At 61.5% G+C, this 19,756-nt stretch carries 16 protein-coding genes; 8 read left to right on the forward strand and 8 right to left on the reverse strand.

Annotation, left to right across the window (positions count from 1 at the left end):
• Nucleotides 1-39 precede the first annotated feature (39 nt).
• Nucleotides 40-858, reverse strand: a complete 819-nt coding sequence (gene ppsR / locus PQT43_RS23330) for a posphoenolpyruvate synthetase regulatory kinase/phosphorylase PpsR (protein ID WP_102863851.1) — start codon at nucleotides 856-858, stop codon at nucleotides 40-42.
• 174 nt (nucleotides 859-1,032) lie between these two features.
• Between ppsR and ppsA the strand changes: the two genes are divergently transcribed.
• From ppsA to PQT43_RS23370, 8 genes are all read left to right on the forward strand, one after another.
• Entirely contained in the window at nucleotides 1,033-3,408 is a 2,376-nt protein-coding gene (ppsA, locus tag PQT43_RS23335; protein ID WP_253084498.1) for a phosphoenolpyruvate synthase, read from the forward strand.
• A gap of 102 nt (nucleotides 3,409-3,510) precedes the next feature.
• Nucleotides 3,511-4,500, forward strand: coding sequence for an alpha/beta fold hydrolase (locus PQT43_RS23340; protein ID WP_102878971.1), 990 nt, complete (start codon nucleotides 3,511-3,513; stop codon nucleotides 4,498-4,500).
• 255 nt (nucleotides 4,501-4,755) lie between these two features.
• Nucleotides 4,756-5,247 carry a ribonuclease E activity regulator RraA gene (gene rraA, locus PQT43_RS23345; RefSeq protein ID WP_102863848.1) on the forward strand — a complete coding sequence of 164 codons (492 nt, stop codon included), beginning with the start codon at nucleotides 4,756-4,758 and terminating at the stop codon, nucleotides 5,245-5,247.
• 25 nt (nucleotides 5,248-5,272) lie between these two features.
• On the forward strand, nucleotides 5,273-6,268 hold the full coding sequence (locus tag PQT43_RS23350) for a zinc transporter ZntB (protein WP_102863847.1): 996 nt from the start codon (nucleotides 5,273-5,275) through the stop codon (nucleotides 6,266-6,268).
• A 63-nt stretch (nucleotides 6,269-6,331) separates the two neighbouring features.
• Nucleotides 6,332-6,577 carry a hypothetical protein gene (locus PQT43_RS23355; RefSeq protein ID WP_011060193.1) on the forward strand — a complete coding sequence of 82 codons (246 nt, stop codon included), beginning with the start codon at nucleotides 6,332-6,334 and terminating at the stop codon, nucleotides 6,575-6,577.
• A 2-nt stretch (nucleotides 6,578-6,579) separates the two neighbouring features.
• Nucleotides 6,580-7,404: a mechanosensitive ion channel family protein gene (locus tag PQT43_RS23360; RefSeq protein WP_016964357.1), complete on the forward strand. Its 825-nt coding sequence runs from the start codon at nucleotides 6,580-6,582 to the stop codon at nucleotides 7,402-7,404.
• An 87-nt stretch (nucleotides 7,405-7,491) separates the two neighbouring features.
• Nucleotides 7,492-8,082: an RNA polymerase sigma factor SigX gene (gene sigX / locus PQT43_RS23365; RefSeq protein WP_011060195.1), complete on the forward strand. Its 591-nt coding sequence runs from the start codon at nucleotides 7,492-7,494 to the stop codon at nucleotides 8,080-8,082.
• Nucleotides 8,083-8,189: 107 nt separating this feature from the next.
• The gene (locus tag PQT43_RS23370; protein ID WP_025128772.1) at nucleotides 8,190-9,167 is read left to right on the forward strand and encodes an OmpA family protein; all 978 of its coding nucleotides are present in this window, start codon (nucleotides 8,190-8,192) and stop codon (nucleotides 9,165-9,167) included.
• Between the two features lie 78 nt (nucleotides 9,168-9,245).
• Here the strand turns inward: PQT43_RS23370 and cobA are convergent, their stop codons facing one another.
• The 7 genes from cobA to PQT43_RS23405 form a co-directional block, all read right to left on the reverse strand.
• The gene (gene cobA, locus PQT43_RS23375; protein WP_272754727.1) at nucleotides 9,246-9,986 is read right to left on the reverse strand and encodes a uroporphyrinogen-III C-methyltransferase; all 741 of its coding nucleotides are present in this window, start codon (nucleotides 9,984-9,986) and stop codon (nucleotides 9,246-9,248) included.
• A 9-nt stretch (nucleotides 9,987-9,995) separates the two neighbouring features.
• Nucleotides 9,996-12,716 (reverse strand): nitrate reductase, encoded by a 2,721-nt coding sequence (locus PQT43_RS23380; protein WP_272754729.1) that lies wholly within the window; start codon nucleotides 12,714-12,716, stop codon nucleotides 9,996-9,998.
• The gene (nirD, locus tag PQT43_RS23385; protein WP_102863844.1) at nucleotides 12,716-13,033 is read right to left on the reverse strand and encodes a nitrite reductase small subunit NirD; all 318 of its coding nucleotides are present in this window, start codon (nucleotides 13,031-13,033) and stop codon (nucleotides 12,716-12,718) included. The genes PQT43_RS23380 and nirD overlap by 1 nt, the downstream gene beginning before the upstream one ends.
• Nucleotides 13,030-15,483 (reverse strand): nitrite reductase large subunit NirB, encoded by a 2,454-nt coding sequence (nirB, locus tag PQT43_RS23390; RefSeq protein ID WP_272754732.1) that lies wholly within the window; start codon nucleotides 15,481-15,483, stop codon nucleotides 13,030-13,032. Before nirB ends, nirD begins: the two co-directional genes overlap by 4 nt.
• A 455-nt stretch (nucleotides 15,484-15,938) precedes the next feature.
• Nucleotides 15,939-17,609, reverse strand: coding sequence for a bifunctional protein-serine/threonine kinase/phosphatase (locus PQT43_RS23395; protein WP_267269666.1), 1,671 nt, complete (start codon nucleotides 17,607-17,609; stop codon nucleotides 15,939-15,941).
• 7 nt (nucleotides 17,610-17,616) lie between these two features.
• A complete protein-coding gene (locus tag PQT43_RS23400; protein ID WP_102878976.1) occupies nucleotides 17,617-18,828 on the reverse strand; it encodes a nitrate/nitrite transporter in 1,212 nt (403 codons plus the stop codon).
• A 343-nt stretch (nucleotides 18,829-19,171) separates the two neighbouring features.
• A complete protein-coding gene (locus PQT43_RS23405) occupies nucleotides 19,172-19,747 on the reverse strand; it encodes an ANTAR domain-containing response regulator (RefSeq protein WP_102863840.1) in 576 nt (191 codons plus the stop codon).
• Between the last annotated feature and the right edge of the window lie 9 nt (nucleotides 19,748-19,756).

Consider the following 19,756-nt stretch of genomic DNA (forward strand, 5'->3'; position numbering starts at 1 on the left):
GTGCTTGCCACATCGGATCGGCTGAAGTGGCGTCGATGCTTACTTGAAGCGCCGTTCCACGCCTTTTTCCACGAGGATCTTGGCCGAGATCTCTTCCACCGAGAAATGCGTGGAGTTGATGTGGGGAATGTTTTCGCGGCGGAACAGGTTTTCCACCTCACGCACTTCGAACTCGCACTGGGCGTAGCTGGAATAGCGACTGTTGGGCTTACGCTCGTTGCGGATCGCGGTGAGGCGGTCCGGGTCGATGGTCAGGCCGAACAGCTTGTGCTTGTGGGCGCGCAGGGCGTTGGGCAGTTGCAGGCGCTCCATGTCTTCTTCGGTCAGCGGGTAGTTGGCCGCACGGATGCCGAATTGCATGGCCATGTACAGGCAGGTTGGGGTCTTGCCGCAGCGCGACACGCCCACCAGGATCAGGTCGGCCTTGTCGTAATAGTGAGTGCGGGCACCGTCGTCGTTGTCCAGGGCGAAGTTCACCGCCTCGATCCGCTCCATGTAGTTGGAGTTGTGGCCAATGGAATGGGACTTGCCGACGGAGTAGGAAGAGTGCTCGCTGAGCTCCTGTTCCAGGGGGGCGAGGAAGGTCGAGAAGATGTCGATCATGAAACCATTGGAGGTGGCGAGGATCTCACGAATGTCCTGATTGACGATGGTGTCGAAGATAATCGGCCGATAGCCGTCTTTTTCGGCGGCTATATTGATTTGCTGTACCATGGCCCGCGCTTTTTCCATGCTGTCGATATACGGCCGCGTGAATTTGCTGAAGGTAACGTTTTCGAACTGCGCCAACAGGCTCTGGCCGAGGGTTTCCGCTGTGATGCCGGTACCGTCGGAGATAAAGAAAGCAGATCGTTTCATTTGCGGCTTGGGCCTTAAGCTAGTGACGATTCTTGGATATGATAGGCGCGATTTGTCGGCCGGGAATGGCCCGCATTCTCACTTATTTTCCAGGTCCAGGCCATATAGCGGGCAAACGCTCCAAAGAGCAGCCGGCTTCTGAGCTTTTCCAACACAGTTAGTGGAGAGATCACCTTGGTAGAGTACGTAGTTTCCCTCGATAAGCTCGGCAAACACGATGTTGAGCATGTGGGGGGCAAGAACGCATCCCTGGGCGAGATGATCAGCAACCTCGCAGGTGCGGGCGTATCGGTCCCTGGTGGCTTCGCCACGACAGCTCAGGCTTATCGTGATTTTCTTGAGTTGAGCGGTCTGAACGACCAGATCCATGCCGCCCTCGATGCGCTGGATGTCGATGACGTCAACGCCCTGGCCAAGACCGGCGCGCAGATCCGTCAATGGATCATGGACGCCGAGTTTCCCGAGCGCCTGAACACCGAAATCCGCACCGCTTTCGCCGCTTTGTCGGCGGGCAACCCGGACATCGCCGTAGCCGTACGTTCCTCGGCTACCGCTGAAGACTTGCCTGACGCCTCCTTCGCCGGCCAGCAGGAAACCTTCCTCAACATCCGTGGCGTGGATAACGTGATTCGCGCGGCCAAGGAAGTGTTTGCTTCTCTGTTCAACGATCGCGCCATTTCTTACCGCGTGCACCAGGGTTTCGACCACAAGCTGGTGGCCTTGTCTGCGGGTGTGCAGCGCATGGTCCGTTCGGAAACCGGCACCGCCGGCGTGATGTTCACCCTCGACACTGAGTCGGGCTTCCGTGACGTGGTCTTCATCACCGGCGCCTACGGCCTGGGTGAAACCGTGGTTCAGGGTGCGGTCAATCCGGACGAGTTCTACGTCCACAAGAACACCCTTGAAGCCGGTCGTCCGGCCATTCTGCGCCGCAACCTGGGCAGCAAGGCGATCAAGATGATTTACGGCGATGAAGCCAAGGCCGGGCGTTCGGTGAAGACCGTCGACGTGGACGCGGCCGATCGCGCGCGTTTCTGCCTGACCGATGCGGAAGTCAGCGAGCTGGCCAAGCAGGCGATGATCATCGAGAAGCACTACCAGTGCCCGATGGACATCGAATGGGCCAAGGACGGCGACGACGGCAAGCTGTACATCGTCCAGGCCCGTCCGGAAACCGTGAAGAGCCGCACCCAGGCCAATGTCATGGAGCGCTACCTGCTCAAGGAAACCGGCACCGTGCTGGTGGAAGGTCGCGCCATCGGCCAGCGCATCGGCGCTGGCAAGGTGCGGATCATCAAGGACGTTTCCGAGATGGACAAGGTCCAGCCGGGTGACGTGCTGGTCTCCGACATGACCGACCCGGACTGGGAACCGGTGATGAAGCGCGCCAGCGCCATTGTCACCAACCGTGGCGGCCGTACCTGCCACGCGGCGATCATCGCTCGCGAGCTGGGTATTCCTGCGGTGGTCGGTTGCGGCAACGCCACCGAGCTGCTGAAAGATGGCCAGGGCGTGACCGTTTCCTGCGCCGAGGGCGACACCGGTTTCATCTTTGAAGGCGAACTGGGCTTTGACATCAAGAAGAACTCGGTGGATGCCATGCCGGAGCTGCCGTTCAAGATCATGATGAACGTCGGTAACCCGGATCGCGCCTTCGACTTCGCCCAACTGCCCAATGCCGGCGTGGGCCTGGCTCGTCTGGAATTCATCATCAACCGCATGATCGGCGTGCACCCCAAGGCGCTGTTGAATTACGCCGGGCTGCCGCAGGAGATCAAGGACAGCGTCGACAAGCGCATCGCCGGTTACCACGATCCGGTGGACTTCTATGTCGACAAGCTGGTCGAGGGCATCAGCACCCTGGCGGCAGCGTTCACGCCGAAGAAGGTCATCGTGCGTCTGTCGGACTTCAAGTCCAACGAATACGCGAACCTGATCGGCGGCAAGCTCTACGAGCCGGAAGAAGAAAACCCGATGCTGGGCTTCCGCGGTGCTTCGCGTTACATCAGCGAATCCTTCCGTGACTGCTTCGAGCTCGAGTGCCGCGCGCTGAAACGCGTGCGCAACGAGATGGGCCTGACCAACGTCGAAATCATGGTGCCGTTCGTGCGTACCTTGGGCGAAGCCAGCCAAGTGGTTGATCTGCTGGCTGAAAACGGCCTCAAGCGTGGCGAAAACGGCCTGCGCGTGATCATGATGTGCGAACTGCCATCCAACGCCATCCTGGCTGATGAGTTCCTCGAGTACTTCGATGGTTTCTCCATCGGTTCCAACGACCTGACCCAGCTGACCCTGGGCCTGGACCGCGACTCCGGGATCATCGCCCACCTGTTCGACGAGCGTAATCCTGCGGTCAAGAAACTGCTGGCCAATGCCATTGCCGCCTGTAACAAGGCTGGCAAGTACATCGGCATTTGCGGCCAGGGGCCTTCGGACCATCCGGATCTGGCCAAGTGGCTGATGGAGCAGGGCATTGAAAGCGTTTCGTTGAACCCGGACTCGGTGCTGGAAACCTGGTTCTTCCTGGCTGAAGGCCAGGGCGCGGCGTAATCGGTGAACGAAGAGTCGGTCGCTCGTGAGGCTGGCCGGCTCTTGAAGATTCAAGCAGGGCGTGCTTCTTCTGGATGCCGCCCTTTTTTGTGCAAGAAGAATATGCAAAGCAGCAGCAATCTATTTCCCGTCGCCTTGATCAGTGCCGAGCGTCGAGGCGACCTCAGCGAAGATGTCTATCGCTTGAAACCCGGCAACAGTCCGGACAGCTCCGTAGAGCTGGCGGTGACCCGCCTGGGGCTGGCCGATGAGCCCGAGGCCCGGGGTGTGCCTGTGGTCTTGCTTCACGGCAGTTTTTCCAACCGGCGTTTCTGGTACTCGCCCAAGGGCATTGGCCTCGGGGCCTATCTGGCCCGAGCGGGCTTTGATGTGTGGATTCCCGAGATGCGCGGTCACGGTCTGTCGCGACGCAATGCCGATTACCGCAAGAATCGGGTGGCTGACTACGCGCGTTACGATCTGCCGGCGATTGCTGCCTTCGTTCGTGAGCAAAGTGCGCAAATACCGCACTGGATTGGCCATTCCCTGGGGGGTACCACCCTGGCGGCGGCTTTGGGTGGGCAGTATCTGGGGGATGCGGGGGTGGCTTCGGCGGCGTTTTTCGGCACCCAGGTCAGTCGCACCTACTGGCCGCTGAAAATTCCTATGGTGGAGTGGGGCGGGCGCCTGGTCATCAAGCGTTTTGCCCAACTCTCCGGTTCCCGGCTCAAGCGCGGTCCGGAAGACGAGCCCATTGGCCTGGCTTTGGAAAGCATGCGCTGGCATGGCTTGTTCGGTCGTTTTGGTGATGCCGATAAGGATTGGTGGGCGGGGCTAGCGGAGGTTTCAGTGCCGGTGCTGGCGGTCAGCGCAACTGGGGATCACCAGGACCCGACCTGGGCCTGTCGCAAGTTGTTCGATCAGTTGGCCAGCGAGCAGAAACAATTTGTCTGCCTGGGGCGTGAGCTAGGGTTCAGTAGCAATTTCGGTCATGTCGAGATGTTGGTGAGCAAGCCGGCGCAGACTGAGGTCTGGCCTTTAGTGGAGCGCTGGCTCAAGGATCAGCACACGCCGTTGCTGGTTTCAGCGCCCGAGCAGGTGGCTGCGGTCTGATGCGAGGGCTCTGAGAAGGGCATTTCGCTCGATAACGCTTGCGGCTAAGATATGACGCATTGTGCTGTTTTGGTCACATTCAGTTATTGGGTCGACTTTCCGTTCCAGTGAGGCGGCTGCAAAATACGCGACAGGCCGATCAGCTTCTCAGGCACTGTGGGTTAAACATCTGCCGCTTGGGCTCGTATTTCCAAGGCAGCCCCTGGAATTTGCCGATACCTTCGATCGTGTTCTTTCTGCTACAGGAGTTTCTCGATGAACCATTACCTCACTCCCGACCTGTGCGACGCCTACCCGGACCTGGTACAGGTGGTTGAGCCCATGTTCAGCAACTTTGGTGGTCGCGATTCCTTTGGTGGGGAAATCGTCACCATCAAGTGCTTCGAAGACAATTCGCTGGTCAAGGAGCAAGTCGAACTCAAGGGGCACGGCAAGGTATTGGTGGTTGATGGCGGTGGTTCCCTGCGTCGCGCGCTGCTGGGCGACCTGCTGGCCGAGAAGGCGGCGAAAAATGGCTGGGAAGGTCTGGTGATCTACGGTTGCATCCGCGATGTGGATGTCATCGCGCAGACTGACCTCGGTGTCCAGGCCCTGGCCAGCCACCCGATGAAGACCGACAAGCGTGGCATTGGTGATCTCAATGTGGCAGTGACCTTTGCCGGTGTGACTTTCCGTCCGGGCCAGTATGTCTACGCCGATAACAACGGCGTGATCGTGTCGCCGAGCCCGCTGAAAATGCCTGAATAAGTAGTTGGCCTGACAAGGGATGAGGATGTTCGAGGAAGAAAACGCGCAATGGGGGCTGGTGCATGCCCTGGTGCTGGATGGTGAAGGTGGTGCGCGTTCGATAGCCCGGACTGAGCTTGACGATCTGCAGCTACAGGCCCATGAAAGCCTGTGGCTGCATTGGGATCGCAGTCATCCGCAAACCCAGACCTGGTTGCGCCGCTCCAGCGGCTTGAGCGAATTCAGCTGTGATCTGCTGCTGGAGGAAAATACCCGGCCGCGCTTGCTGGCCTTGCCGGAGTCGGAACTGCTGCTGTTTCTGCGGGGCATCAATCTCAATCCGGGAGCCGAGCCTGAAGACATGGTCTCGGTGCGCATCTTTGCGTCCGCGCAGCGGGTGATTTCTCTGCGCTTGCGGCCTTTGCGGGCCACCGATGAGCTGTTGGTGCAGCTGGCCGAGGGCAAGGGGCCGAAAACCGCCGCCGAGCTCCTCCTCTATATGGCCGAATACCTGACCCATAAAGTGCAGGATCTGGTCAGCGATCTCTCTGAAGTGGTCGATGCTGAGGAAGAAAAGCTAGATGCCGACGAACGGTATACCCCGGAGCATGGGAGTATTTTGCAGATCCGTCGCCGGGCTGCCGGACTGAAGCGCTTCCTGGCACCGCAGCGGGATATTTTCTCCCAACTGAGTCGGATAAAACTGCCCTGGTTCGCCGTCGATGATGGTGATTATTGGAATGAACTGCACAACAGCCTTACCCGTTACCTGGAAGAGCTGGAATTGACTCGAGAGCGCGTGGGGCTTGTGCTGGAGGCCGAAGACCGTCGCTTGAGCGTACGCATGAATCGAACCATGTATCGCTTCGGGATCATCACCGGGATCTTCCTGCCCATGAGTTTTCTCACCGGTCTTCTGGGGATCAACGTCGGCGGCATTCCGTTCTCCGCCAGCCCTTACGGATTCATCATTGCCTGCCTGCTGCTGGTGTCGGTGGCCCTGGGACAATGGTGGTTGTTTCGCCGTTTGCGCTGGGTGTGATGATGCGTCATGTGACCCGAATAAATCTGATCGCGTCTTTTCCAGACATCACCCGAGGTGCGTATGCACGATCCGTTTGAACAGTCTTTGCGTGACATGCTCAAAGCTTCGCCATCGAGCCGCGATGACGATGCCTGCCTAGGCCGAGTACTGAAAACCGCCAACCGCCAGGTTGGGGCGGGGGATCTGTTCAGCCTGCTGGGCCGCTGGCTGCCGGCGCTGATGATCGCCTTGAATAACGGATCGGCCCATATCGCGCCGGTTTCCCGTCGTAAATCTTCTGCTCGCACTGCTGATAAGGCTGATTGAATATGGAACTTGATCTCTGGACGCAGAGCCTCGTCACGGCGATGACTGCCTTGTGGACCAAGGTAGCGAACTTCATTCCGAACCTGTTCGGCGCGCTGGTGGTGCTGTTGCTGGGCTTCGTGGTGGCCAAGCTGCTGGATACCCTGTTGTCGAAATTGCTGGCCAAGCTGGGCCTGGATCGCCTGATGGGCGGTACCGGCTTGACCAAATTGCTGTCCCGCGCGGGCTTGCAAGTACCGATCTCGACCTTGATCGGCAAGATCGTCTATTGGTTCGTTCTACTTATTTTTCTGGTTTCTGCTGCTGAATCCCTTGGCCTTGAGCGAGTTTCGGCTACGCTCGACATGCTTGCGCTGTATTTGCCGAAGGTTTTCGGTGCTGCGCTGGTGCTGTTGGTGGGGGTTCTGCTGGCGCAATTGGCCAACGGTCTGGTGCGCGGAGCGGCGGAAGGTGTAGGCCTCGATTACGCCAGTGGCCTGGGACGGATTGCCCAGGGGCTGGTGATCATCATCAGTATTTCCGTTGCGATCAGTCAGTTGGAGGTCAAAACCGACCTGCTCAACCATGTGATCGTGATCGTATTGATTACCGTTGGTCTGGCCGTTGCGCTGGCGATGGGTTTGGGAAGCCGGGAAATTGCCGGACAGATTCTTGCGGGAATCTATGTGCGTGAGTTGTACCAGGTTGGGCAACAAGTACGTGTTGGTGAGGTCGAAGGCCAGATCGAAGAGATCGGCACGGTTAAAACTACATTGCTGACCGAGGAGGGTGAGCTAGTCTCTCTGTCCAATCGGATCCTGCTGGAGCAGCATGTAAGTAGCCGCTAACCCGGCAAACCCTGCTAATGTATGCCGCCGCAAAATGCCCTCATTGGGCTGCGGCGGACATTGACCTGACTGTCGGCACGACTCGTTTTGAATAAAACCCAATCGCTATCCACGCGCTATGACCCCCGTGAGCTCTCTGATGAGGAGTTGGTTGCGCGCTCACATACGGAGCTGTTTCACGTAACACGCGCCTATGAAGAGTTAATGCGACGCTATCAGCGGACCCTATTTAATGTTTGTGCGCGTTATCTAGGGAACGATCGTGATGCGGATGATGTCTGTCAGGAGGTGATGTTGAAGGTGCTGTATGGCCTTAAGAACTTTGAGGGCAAATCGAAGTTCAAGACATGGCTATATAGCATCACGTACAACGAATGCATCACGCAGTATCGCAAGGAGCGGCGCAAGCGTCGGTTGATGGACGCTTTAAGTCTTGACCCCCTCGAGGAGGCCTCTGAAGAGAAGGCGCCGAAACCTGAGGAGAAGGGCGGACTTGACCGATGGCTAGTGCATGTGAACCCGATTGATCGAGAAATTCTGGTGCTACGATTTGTCGCAGAACTGGAGTTTCAGGAGATCGCGGACATCATGCACATGGGGTTGAGTGCTACAAAAATGCGTTACAAACGTGCTCTTGATAAATTGCGTGAGAAATTTGCAGGCATTGCTGAAACTTAGTTCGGCGCAAATATCTCTTACGTCTAGGTGAGTTCTGATAGACTTACCGCCGAGTTGTCCCCCGGTATGTGGGACTGCTTTACAATCACCAGATGGGGATTTAACGGATGAAACTGAAAAACACCTTGGGCATTGCCATTGGTTCTATTGTTGCCGTGACTTCGTTCGGCGTTCTGGCGCAAGGCCAAGGCGCGGTCGAGGGTGAACTGTTTTACAAAAAACAGTACAACGACAGCGTTAATCACGTTGAAGACGGCTTCAACCCAGGCGCATCGATCGGTTACTTCCTGACCGACGATCTGTCGTTGAACGCCACCTACGACAAGACCAACCACACCCGTTCTAACGACGGTACTGGTAACCAGAAAATCAAAGGCGACAACTTCGGCCTGAACGCTCAGTACCACTTTGGTACCGTGGGTGACGCTCTGCGTCCATACGTTTCCGGCGGTGTTGCTCACAAGAGCATGACCAACGTGATCGCTGACGGTCACAGCGGCCGCGACCAGTCGACTTTCCTGACTGCAGGCGCTGGTGTTAAGTACTACTTCACCGACAACCTGTTCGCCCGTGCCGGCGTTGAAGCTGACTACAAGCTGGACAACGGCAAGTGGGACTACGCTCCTACTATCGGTCTGGGTGTGAACTTCGGTGGCAGCGGCGGCAAAGTTGCTCCAGCTCCAGTTGCTCCAGCTCCAGCTCCTGAGCCAGCTCCAGAAGCTCCAGTTGCTGAAGTTGTTCGTGTTGAGCTGGACGTTAAGTTCGACTTCGACAAGTCGGTCGTTAAGCCTAACAGCTACGCTGACATCAAGAACCTGGCTGATTTCATGAATCAGTACCCACAGACCACCACCGTTGTTGAAGGTCACACTGACTCCGTCGGTCCTGACGCTTACAACCAGAAGCTGTCTGAGCGTCGTGCAAACGCCGTTAAACAAGTTCTGGTCAACCAGTACGGCGTTGGCGCTAACCGCGTTCAATCCGTTGGTTACGGTGAGTCCCGCCCAGTTGCCGACAACGCAACTGAAGCTGGTCGCGCAGTTAACCGTCGCGTAGAAGCATCGGTTGAAGCTCAAGCTAAGTAATTAGCCTTGTAGCTTGGAAAAACCCGGCCGAGGCCGGGTTTTTCTTTGTCTGCGATTTACCTGGCCCAGAGGCGCGACTCAGGCTTGGCACGCAGAGGCTTGGACAGCGGACTCAGTGGCCGCCACTGCACCGATCACCAGGATCGCCGGGCTCTTCAACTCGAAGCGCAGGGCATCGCGCTCCATCCCCGCCAGATCGCTGCGGCATTGCCGCTGTTCAGGCAGCGAGGCATTTTCAATCATCGCCACCGGCGTATCGGCTGCCAGACCGCCGTCACGCAAGTGCCCGGCAATCTCTGCCAGCTTCGCCACCCCCATGTAGATCACCAGGGTCGTACCGCTTTGAGCCAGAGCCTGCCAGTTCAGGCTGCTGTCATCTTGAGTGTGGGCGGTCACCAGCGTCACGCCCCGAGCCACGCCTCGCAGGGTCAGGGGAATATCACAACGGGTTGCACCCGCCAGCCCGGCGGTGATGCCATTGACCAGCTCCACCTCGATCCCACGCTCCTTCAGCCACTGAGCTTCCTCGCCACCTCGCCCGAAAATGCATGGATCGCCACCCTTGAGGCGCACCACGCAGCGCCCTTGCCGGGCATAGCGCAGCATCAGGCGATGAATGAAGGCCTGGGGCGTGGAGCGACAGCCACCGCGCTTGCCCACCGGGATGACCCGCGCTGTGGGGCAATGGTCCAGCACCGCGCTGTTCACCAGATCATCGATCAACACCACATCGGCTTCGCCAAGGGCGCGTACGGCCTTGAGGGTCAACAGCTCGGGGTCTCCAGGCCCTGCACCTACCAGCCAGACTTTTGCGCTCATACGTTTTCCTCACACAGGGATGGCGGCGACAGGTTGCACCGGAGCCGCCAGCAGGCGCTTGATCTCCGGCACGCAGGAGCCACATTGGCTACCGCAACCCAGTTGTTGTTTCAGTTGGTCGAGATTCAGGCCTTCAGCGATACCGGCACAGACCGCCCGGTAGCTGAGGTTCTTGCAGTTACACAGGGTCCGCTCCCGTTCCCCGCCCAGGCCGCTGGCCCCCGGCGGACTGCTCATCGGAGCCAGCAACCAGCGTCGTAGTTGCTCATCGGCGCGCCCCTCGAGCCACAGTTCCTGAAGCCAGTGCTGGGCCAGGGTTTCGCCGGCCAGGCGAATCGCGGTGATCCGCCCTTGTTCGATGCGCACCCGCTTGCCGATGGCCCGACGCGGATCGTCATAAGCCAGTACCGGCCCAGTTTCGAGCCCCAAGTGCTGATCGATGAGCTTGAGCAATGCCGGCTGCGGCGCCTCCTGGTGAGCGGCTCGAATCACCAGGGCCGGACGTTCGCGACCGGTCAGGCTGAGGCTGACATAGGCAAAGGCTTCGCACAGAGGGCGCAGAGCCCTGAAGTGCACCTGCACGTCGCCTTCGATCAGGGCAAACAATTGCCAAGGCAGTTGCACCGGCTCCAGGCGCACGCCGCTGTGTTTGAGTTCCGGCTGTTTGGACAGAGGGTCAAAGGCCGGCTGAGTGACGACATTGATCCCGCCCTTGAGGAAGCGATCCCCCCAGTGCATCGGCACAAAGGCCTGGCCGGGACGCACGCTGTCATCGCTGCTGACGGCGACGATCACACTGCCACGGCGGCTTTTCAGGTTGACCAGATCTCCCTCCCGTAGCCGCTGGCGCCGCAGTTCGTCCGGATGCAGGCTCAGCAGTGCTTCGCTGACATGGCCGAACAGCTGCGCCGCAGTGCCGGTGCGGCTCATGCCGTGCCATTGGTCCCGCAGCCGACCGGTGATCAGGGTCAGGGGAAAGCGGGCATCGCGCTGTTCCTTGGCGGGCAGGTAAGGGTCGCAGACAAAGTGCGCACGGCCAGTGGCGGTGGGAAAGCGCCCATCCCCATACAAGCGCGGCGTGCCCTGTGTCGCGCCGCTGGGGAAGGGCCACTGCTGTGGGCCGAGACGGTCGATCAACTGGTGACTGAGGCCGGACAGGTCCAGATCGCGGTCCTGGGTCAGGCCTTTGTACTCATCGAACAGCTGGGCTGGGGAATCGAAGTCAAAGAGGCTCGGCTGCCCGGGCCGCAGGCGTCGCTCCAGGCGTTGGGCGAAATCTACGGTAATGGCCCAATCAGGCCTTGCCTCACCGGGTGCGATTACCGCCTGACGCACATGAGAAACCCGCCGTTCCGAGTTGGTCACCGTGCCTTCCTTCTCGCCCCAACTGGCGGCAGGTAGCAGCAGGTCGGCAAAGGTCGCGGTTTCCGTGGTGGCGAAGGCTTCTTGCAGGACCACGAACGGGCAGTGCTGCAGGGCCGCACGCACCGCGTTCTGGTCCGGCAGCGACTGCGCCGGGTTGGTACAGGCGATCCACAAGGCCTTGATGCGACCGCTTTGCAGCTGTTCAAACAACTCGATAGCGCTCAGTCCGGGGCTGGCTGGCAACTGTTCCACCCCCCAATAAGCGGCGACCTCAGCGCGATGTTGGGGATCGGCAGCTTCCCGGTGCCCGGGGAGCAGGTTGCTCAGGCTGCCGGTTTCGCGCCCGCCCATGGCATTGGGCTGACCGGTGAGGGAGAAGGGCCCCGCACCCTTTCGGCCGATTTGCCCGGTGGCCAGGTGCAGATTGATCAGCGCACTGTTTTTTGCGCTGCCGGCGCTGGACTGATTCAAGCCCATGCACCACAACGACAGGAAACTGGGCGCCGTCCCTATCCATTGGGCGCACAGCTGCAGTTGCTCAAGGCTGATACCGCAGAGTTGCGCCACCATCGCCGGGGTGTAGTCGCGGACCAGGAGCTTCAGCTCGGCCAGGCCCTCGGTGTGTTCGCGGATGAAGTCCCGATCGACCCAGTCCTCCCACAGCAACAGGTGGAGAATCCCGTGGAACAGTGCGACATCGGTGCCCGGCAGAATCGCCAGATGCAGGTCGGCCAGATCGCAGGTGTCGGTACGACGCGGGTCGATGACGATGACTTTCATGTCCGGACGCTGGCTTTTCGCGTGTTCCAGGCGCCGAAACAGCACGGGATGGGCGTAGGCCATGTTACTGCCGACGATCACCACGCAATCGCTGTGCTCCAGGTCCTCATAACTGCAAGGCGGCGCATCGGCCCCCAGGCTGCGCTTGTAGCCCACCACCGCCGAGGACATGCACAGCCGGGAATTGCTGTCGATATTGTTGGTGCCCACCAGGGCCCGGGCCAGCTTGTTGAAGGCGTAATAGTCCTCGGTCAGCAGTTGCCCGGAGACATAGAACGCCACGCTGTCCGGGCCATGCTCGGCGATGGTCTGGGCGAATACCCCGGCGGCATGCTCCAGGGCGCTGTCCCAGTCGCAGCGGCTGCGAGCCAGGTCCTTGCCCAGGCGCAGTTCCGGGTACAGGGCGCGAGCGTTGCGGTCGCCGGTCAAATGCAGGCTGGCGCCCTTGCTGCACAGCTTGCCGAAGTTGGCCGGGTGCGCCGGATCGCCGCTGACCCCGAGGATCTGCCGGCCGTCATGCTCGATCAGCACACCGCAGCCGACCCCGCAGTAGCAACAGGTCGAGGCCGTGCTCTGCGGCTTCATCAGCCGGCATCCCGCAGGGCCAACTGCACCCGGCCACTTGCCACCCGCGCCGGATGGTGATGGGCGCAGCCGGTGTCCGGGGCCTGGGCTTCGCCGGATTCCAGGTCGATCTGCCAGTTGTGCAGCGGGCAGGCCACGCGCTTGCCGTAGATCAATCCCTGGGACAGGGGGCCGCCCTTGTGCGGACAGCGATCGTCGAGGGCGAAGACCTGATCGTCGCTGGTACGAAAAATCGCGATATCGCCCTTGGGGCCCTTGATGATGCGCGAGCCCAGGGCATTGATCTCTTCCAGGGCGCAGATATCCAGCCAGTTCATGCCGGCACCTCCAGTTGTTTCACGGGGATCGACTCGTACTCTTTTTTCAGCTGCGGCTCGGCCAGGCGCTGCTGCCACGGGTCTTGCTCGAAGGACAGGGAGAACTGCAGGCGCTCGTTCAGCGCCTTGCGCCGTTGCGGGTCTTCCAGCACGGCCTTTTTCACGTGCTCCAGGCCGACCCGTTGCAGGTAGTGCACCGTGCGTTCGAGGTAGAAGGCCTCTTCGCGGTACAGCTGGAGGAAGGCGCCGTTGTATTCGCGGACTTCTTCGGCGGTCTTGAGCTTGACGAAAAACTCCGCCACCTCGGTCTTGATCCCGCCGTTGCCGCCGATGTACATCTCCCAGCCCGAATCGACGCCGATGATGCCCACGTCCTTGATCCCGGCTTCCGAGCAGTTGCGCGGGCAACCGGAGACCGCCAGCTTGACCTTGTGCGGTGACCACATGTTGAACAGGTCGTGTTCCAGCTCGATTCCCAGCTGGGTGGAGTTCTGCGTGCCGAAGCGGCAGAACTCGCTGCCGACACAGGTCTTCACCGTGCGGATGGATTTGCCGTAGGCGTGGCCGGAGGGCATGTCCAGGTCTTTCCAGACTCCGGGCAAGTCTTCCTTGCGAATGCCCAGCAGGTCGATGCGCTGGCCGCCGGTGACCTTGACCATGGGCACCTGGTACTTGTCGGCGACATCGGCGATGCGTCGCAGCTCGGACGGATTGGTCACGCCGCCCCACATCCGCGGCACCACCGAGTAGGTCCCATCCTTCTGGATGTTGGCGTGGGCCCGTTCGTTGATCAGCCGCGATTGCGGATCGTCCCGAGCCTCCCCTGGCCAGGTGGAGATCAGGTAGTAGTTCAGCGCCGGGCGGCACGTGGCACAACCATTGGGGGTACGCCAGTTGAGGTAGCTCATGGTGCCGGCGATGGTCAGCAGATGCTGCTCGCGGATCGCCTGACGGATCTGCCCGTGGTTCAGGTCGCTGCAGGCGCAGATGGCTTTTTCGCTTTTCGGCTTGACGTCCGCCGCGCCGCCCACGGTGTTGATCAGGATCTGCTCCACCAGGCCGGCGCAGGAACCGCAGGAGCTGGCGGCCTTGGTGTGCTTCTTGACCTCGTCGACGCTGAACAGCCCCTGTTCCTGGATGGCCTTGACGATGGTGCCCTTGCACACCCCATTGCAGCCGCAGACCTCGGCAGTGTCGGCCATGCTCATGGCCTTGTCCTGGCCCTGATGGCCGACGTCGCCCAGGGCGTTCTCACCGAACATCAGGTGGTCGCGGATCTCGCCGATGGCCTGCTGCTCGCGGATTTGGCGGAAGTACCAGCCGCCGTCCGCGGTGTCGCCGTACAGGCAGGCGCCGACCAGTACGTCGTCTTTGATCACCAGCTTCTTGTAGACCCCGCCAATGGGGTCGGAGAGGGTGATGGTCTCGGTGCCGTCGCCGCCCATGAAATCCCCGGCGGAAAACAGATCGATGCCCGTGACCTTCAACTTGGTGGACGTCACCGAGCCTTGGTAGCGGGCAAAGCCCAGTTGAGCCAAGTGGTTGGCGCAAACCTTGGCCTGTTCGAACAGCGGCGCCACCAGACCGTAGGCGATACCGCGGTGACTGGCGCACTCACCGATGGCGTAGATACGCGGGTCGAAGGTTTGCAGGGTGTCGTTGACCAGAATCCCACGGTTGCAGGGCAGGCCGGCCCGTTCCGCCAGCTCGGTGTTGGGGCGGATGCCGGCGGCCATCACCACCAGATCGGCGGGGATGATCTCGCCATTCTTGAACTGCACCGAGCCGACCCGGCCATTGCCGGCATCGATCAGGGCCTGGGTCTGTTCACACAGGCGAAACTTCAGGCCACGGCTTTCCAGGGCGCCTTGCAGCAACTGGCCGCTGGTCTGGTCCAGTTGCCGTTCCAGCAGCCATTCGCCGATATGCACCACGGTCACGTCCATGCCCCGCAGCTTGAGGCCGTTGGCAGCTTCCAGGCCCAGCAGGCCGCCGCCGATCACCACCGCATGGGTGTGAGTCTTGGCCGTGTCGATCATCGCCTGGGTATCGGCAATGTCGCGATAGCCGATCACCCCCTGCAGGTCCTTGCCGGGAATCGGCAGGATAAAGGGTGTGGAGCCGGTGGCGATCAGCAGGCGGTCGTACTCGGCTTCGCTGCCGTCCTCGGCGATCACTCGGCGCTTGATCCGGTCGATTTCCACCACTTTGCGATTGAGCAGCAGCTTGATGTTGTGGCTCAGGTACCAGTCCAGGTCGTTGAGGACGATGTCCTCGAACGTCTGTTCACCGGCCAGCACCGGCGAGAGCAGGATGCGGTTGTAGTTGGTGTGGGGTTCGGCGCCGAACACGGTGATGTCGTACAGCTCGTCGCTCAGTTTGAGCAACTCTTCCAGGGTGCGGACCCCGGCCATGCCGTTGCCGATCATTACCAGTTTGAGTCTTTTCATGGGCTTCTCCGGAGCTCAGGCAGGTTCAGTGCGGCCTGGCTCGAAAAACTGCGCGCAAACAAAAAAGGCGTCCCGTCAGTGGCCTGACGAGGACGCCTTTGTCCGATCCCGTTCTCTCGGGAAGCCTGCCTTCGTCGTTGAAGGCCGGGCTTTATGTCTGTTGTCCGCTCTCATGCAGCGCTTGTGCCAAGTTGCCGAGGGCGCGGTTTTATGGGGCCTGGGTCAGGTTTCCGGGGATGTCGGGTGTGGCCGTTGCACCTGATTGAGGCGCTGCGCCCTGTTTCGGCGCTTGGGGGCTGTGGGGGGGGCGATGGGCGGTCTGGGGGGCGTCAAGCAAGGTCCTGCGGACCTTATCGCAGCCTCGCTATGGCTCGGCAGCGGCTACAGGCCCAAGGCAGCCGAGGGTTGTGTAGCCGCTGCCGCAGGCTGCGAACGGCCCGTAGGGACGCGGGGCGCTAACGATGCAGCAGTGCCAGCAGCAACATCAGGTTGAGCAGCAGGGCGAGCAGGGCGAGGCCGCGCCAGACCTTCAGCGGCTCCCGTTCCAGCAAGGGGCGCGGCCGCAGGCTCAGGCTGCGGCGTTCACCCTGTTCCAGCACCAACAGCCATTCTTCGGCGGTTTCATAGCGCTGGGCCGGGTCGGCACAGACCCCGCGTTCCAGGCTTTGCTCCAGCCATTGCGGTAGATCCGGGCGGTAGCGGCTGGGGGGAACAGCAGCGGTGAAGCGCGGGCGTTGGAAGGCTTCGACCTCGCCATGGGGGTAGTGCCCGGTCAGCAGGTAATACAGGCTGACACCCACCGCATAGAGATCCTGTTGCGGGCTGGGAGGTTCGCCGGCGAAGGCTTCCGGGGCGATATAGCTCGGGGTGCCGGGCAGCTGGTGCGCCAGGTCCGCCGACAAGCCCGGGCAGTAGGCCAGGCCGAAATCCAGAATCCGCAGTTCGCCGTCGTCCCCCAGCAACAGGTTGTCCGGCTTGATGTCGCGGTGCAGGATCTGCCGGCGGTGCAGCAGGCCAACGGCCCGCAGCAGGCGCTCGGCCAGGGACTGCCACTGGTCCAGGGGCAGGGGGCCGTTGTAGCGAAATAGCTGTTGCAGGGTGCGACCGGGGTATTCGCGCATCAGGTAATACAGATGCTGGCGCGCAGTGCCACCGTGCACCTGGGGAAAATACCGCCCGGCAACGCGGCGCAGCAGCCATTCCTCGGACAGCAGCCCCTGGCAGGCCGCCAGGTCGTTGTGCAGGGCCGCCGGCAGGGTTTTCAGCAGCCAGGCCTGGTGCTGTTCGTCACGCACGCGGTACAGCAGCGATTGCTGGCTGTGGCTGACCAGGCTCTCCACCTGCCAGCCTTCGAAGCGTTGCCCGGGTTTCAGCAACGGCGGCAGGGGCCATTGTTGCAAGTGCAGCAGGGCATCGCCGAGGCTGCTTTCGCCAAGCGCGTCGACCCGCACCAGCAGCGCGCTGGCATTGTCCTGACTACCGGCCAGGTGCGCTGCGTTGACCAAGGTCTGTGTCGCGCTGTCCAGATCGGGCTGGTCCCGCAGAATGGCGGCGATGGCGCTGTCGCCCAGGGTGGCCCAGACCCCGTCGCTGAGCATCAGGAAGCTTTCGCCCTGGCGCAGTTCGCCATCGAGGAAGTCCAGTACCAGATGCTGGTCCAGGCCCAGGGCGCGCTTGAGCACATGCTGCATGCCCGGCTGGTCCCAGACGTGGTCCTCGCTGATGCGTTGCAACTGCTGTTGGTGCCAACGGTAGACCCGGCAGTCGCCGACATGGGCCAGGGTAAAGCGCCGGCCCCGCAGTACCAGGGCGCTGAGGGTGGTGAGCAGGGGCTGGCCGCCGCCGTTGGCCTGGAGCCAGCGGTTCTGGGCGGTCAGCAGGCGTTCCAGGGCCTGGGCCACGGTCCAGGTTTCCGGGGTGGCGTAGTAATCCAGGGCCAGGGCCTGCAGGCTCGAACGCGCTGCCAGGCCGCCGTCGGCGCACTGACTGACGCCATCGGCGATGGCGAACAGCAGGCCCTTGCTCGCCGCCAGATCCGGCGCCGGGGTGACCCGGCGCAAGGCGTCCTGATTTTCCGTCCGCGGTCCGGTGGCGCTGGCCTCGGCATGGCTCAGTTGCAGGCCCATGGCGCGCTCAGACCCGTGCCGCAGTCACGGCGGCGGAGCCCCAGGTGGTTCTCCAGCGGCGCTTGACCCCGTGCAGGCCGAACCAGGCCAGGACCCCGAGACTGGCGAACAGCCACAGTGCCAGTTGATAGCTGCCGGTGCTCTGCTTGATCGCGCCCATGCCCGCCGCCAGGGCAAAACCGCCGATGCCTCCGGCCATGCCGATCAGCCCGGTCATGACCCCGATTTCCCGGCGAAAACGTTGCGGGACCAGCTGGAACACCGCGCCATTGCCGGCGCCGAGGCCCAGCATGGTGCAGACGAACAGGGCCAGGGCAGCGTAGGAACTGGGCAGGTTGAAACCCACGGCGGCGATGCAGACCACCGCCACGCTGTACATCGCCAGCAACGTGCGGATACCGCCGAAACGGTCCGCCAGGGCGCCGCCCAGAGGGCGCATCAGGCTGCCGCCGAAGACACAGGCGGCGGTGTAGTAGCCAGCCGTCACCGGGCTCAGGCCGTACTGGTCATTGAAATAGCCGGGCAGGGCGCTGGCCAGGCCGATGAAACCGCCAAAGGTCACGCTGTAGAAGAACATGAACCACCAGCTGTCGCGGTCCCCCAGGGCCTTGAAGTAGTCGCCCATGGATTTGGCCCGCGGCCGCTCGGGGGCGTTCTTCGCCAGCCAGGCGAACAGCACCAGTGTCAGGAGCAGCGGGATCAGGGCGAAGCCGAAGACATTGCTCCAGCCGAAAGCCGCTGCCAGCACCGGAGCGAGCAGCGCGGCGAACACCGTGCCGGAGTTGCCGGCACCGGCGATGCCCATGGCCTTGCCCTGGTGTTGCGGCGGATACCATTGGGAGGCCAGGGGCAGGGCCACAGCGAAAGAGGCGCCGGCCATGCCGAGGAATACCCCCAGTAGCAAGGCTTGCTCATAGCTGTGGATGCCCAGCTTCCAGGCGCCGAACAGAGCGCCGATGACAATCACCTGGCCGATCAGGCCGGCGGTCTTGGGCGACAGGCGATCGGCCAGCAGGCCCATGATGAAACGCAGCACTGCACCGGCGAGGATCGGTGTGGCCACCATCAGCCCGCGTTGCTGGGGGCTCAGGTGCAGGTCGGCAGCAATCTGTACCGCCAGGGGGCCCAGCAGGTACCAGACCATGAAGCTCAGGTCGAAATACAGAAAGGCTGCGAACAGGGTCGGGGTGTGGCCGGATTTCCAGAAGCTTGAATTCATCGCGCACCTCAGCTGATAAGAGTCGTTGGAGTCGTCATGAGCTTGCAGGTGGAGCGCCGCCACGGCCGCGCCACCGACCCCGGTCAGTGGGGCCAAAACGAAAAAACGTCGGCATCCGGCTCGTTGTGGCGAGCAGGGTGCGCGACGTCTTTGTCGTAGGTGGGGCAACCGCCGTTGGTTACCGTTGTGGATTTGATAGCAAGAGCCGCGCCAACCGGCGGCCGATGCAGGCTCGCATGGGCAGGCTCGCTGTAGGAGCTGGCTTGCCAGCGAAGGCGCCCTCAACACTGGCACAAGGTTCAGAGGTCTGTTCGCCGGCAAGCCGGCTCCTACGGGGCGCAGGTCAGCCGAGTAGTTCCTGCATGGCGATGATCTGTTCCGCGACCTGGATCAGCTTCTGCTGTTTGCCCATGGCCTGACGGCGCATCAGGGTGTAGGCCTGTTCTTCGTCGCAGTCCTTCATCTTCATCAACAGGCCCTTGGCCAGCTCGATGCGCTTGCGCTCGGCCAGTTGCTGGTCGCGGGCCTGGAGTTGCGCGCGCAGGGCCTGGTCGCTTTCGAAACGCGCCATTGCCACGTCGAGGATCGGTTGCAGGCGCTGGACCTGGATACCTTCGACGATGTAGGCGCTGACCCCGGACTTGATCGCCTGGCGCATCACCCCCGGATCGTGTTCATCGGTGAACATCACGATGGGCCGCGGTTGATCGCGGCTGACCAGCACCACTTGCTCCATCACATCACGGCTGGGTGACTCGGTATCGATCAGGATCACGTCCGGGCGCACCGTTTCGACGCGGCCCGGCAGGTCGATGGTCAGGCCGGATTCGTCAATCACCTCGAAACCGGCTTCGCTGAGTGCGGCCTTGAGCCTTCCGACTTTTTTTGCGGTGTCGTTGATCAGCAGGATACGCAGCATGTTCGCGGG

Source organism: Pseudomonas sp. BLCC-B112 (assembly GCF_028550695.1).
In the GTDB taxonomy this organism is placed as follows: domain Bacteria; phylum Pseudomonadota; class Gammaproteobacteria; order Pseudomonadales; family Pseudomonadaceae; genus Aquipseudomonas; species Aquipseudomonas danubii.

What these genes read in the sequence shown, in the direction of transcription:
- PQT43_RS23395 (WP_267269666.1), bottom strand. Translation starts at nt 17,609, where the DNA reads ATGGGCCTGCAACTGAGCCATGCCGAGGCCAGCGCCACCGGACCGCGG.
- PQT43_RS23350 (WP_102863847.1), top strand. Translation starts at nt 5,273, where the DNA reads ATGTTCGAGGAAGAAAACGCGCAATGGGGGCTGGTGCATGCCCTGGTG.
- nirB (WP_272754732.1), bottom strand. Translation starts at nt 15,483, where the DNA reads ATGAAAAGACTCAAACTGGTAATGATCGGCAACGGCATGGCCGGGGTC.
- PQT43_RS23340 (WP_102878971.1), top strand. Translation starts at nt 3,511, where the DNA reads ATGCAAAGCAGCAGCAATCTATTTCCCGTCGCCTTGATCAGTGCCGAG.
- PQT43_RS23355 (WP_011060193.1), top strand. Translation starts at nt 6,332, where the DNA reads ATGCACGATCCGTTTGAACAGTCTTTGCGTGACATGCTCAAAGCTTCG.
- PQT43_RS23360 (WP_016964357.1), top strand. Translation starts at nt 6,580, where the DNA reads ATGGAACTTGATCTCTGGACGCAGAGCCTCGTCACGGCGATGACTGCC.
- PQT43_RS23380 (WP_272754729.1), bottom strand. Translation starts at nt 12,716, where the DNA reads ATGAAGCCGCAGAGCACGGCCTCGACCTGTTGCTACTGCGGGGTCGGC.
- PQT43_RS23405 (WP_102863840.1), bottom strand. Translation starts at nt 19,747, where the DNA reads ATGCTGCGTATCCTGCTGATCAACGACACCGCAAAAAAAGTCGGAAGG.
- nirD (WP_102863844.1), bottom strand. Translation starts at nt 13,033, where the DNA reads ATGAACTGGCTGGATATCTGCGCCCTGGAAGAGATCAATGCCCTGGGC.
- PQT43_RS23400 (WP_102878976.1), bottom strand. Translation starts at nt 18,828, where the DNA reads ATGAATTCAAGCTTCTGGAAATCCGGCCACACCCCGACCCTGTTCGCA.
- ppsR (WP_102863851.1), bottom strand. Translation starts at nt 858, where the DNA reads ATGAAACGATCTGCTTTCTTTATCTCCGACGGTACCGGCATCACAGCG.
- cobA (WP_272754727.1), bottom strand. Translation starts at nt 9,986, where the DNA reads ATGAGCGCAAAAGTCTGGCTGGTAGGTGCAGGGCCTGGAGACCCCGAG.
- PQT43_RS23370 (WP_025128772.1), top strand. Translation starts at nt 8,190, where the DNA reads ATGAAACTGAAAAACACCTTGGGCATTGCCATTGGTTCTATTGTTGCC.
- rraA (WP_102863848.1), top strand. Translation starts at nt 4,756, where the DNA reads ATGAACCATTACCTCACTCCCGACCTGTGCGACGCCTACCCGGACCTG.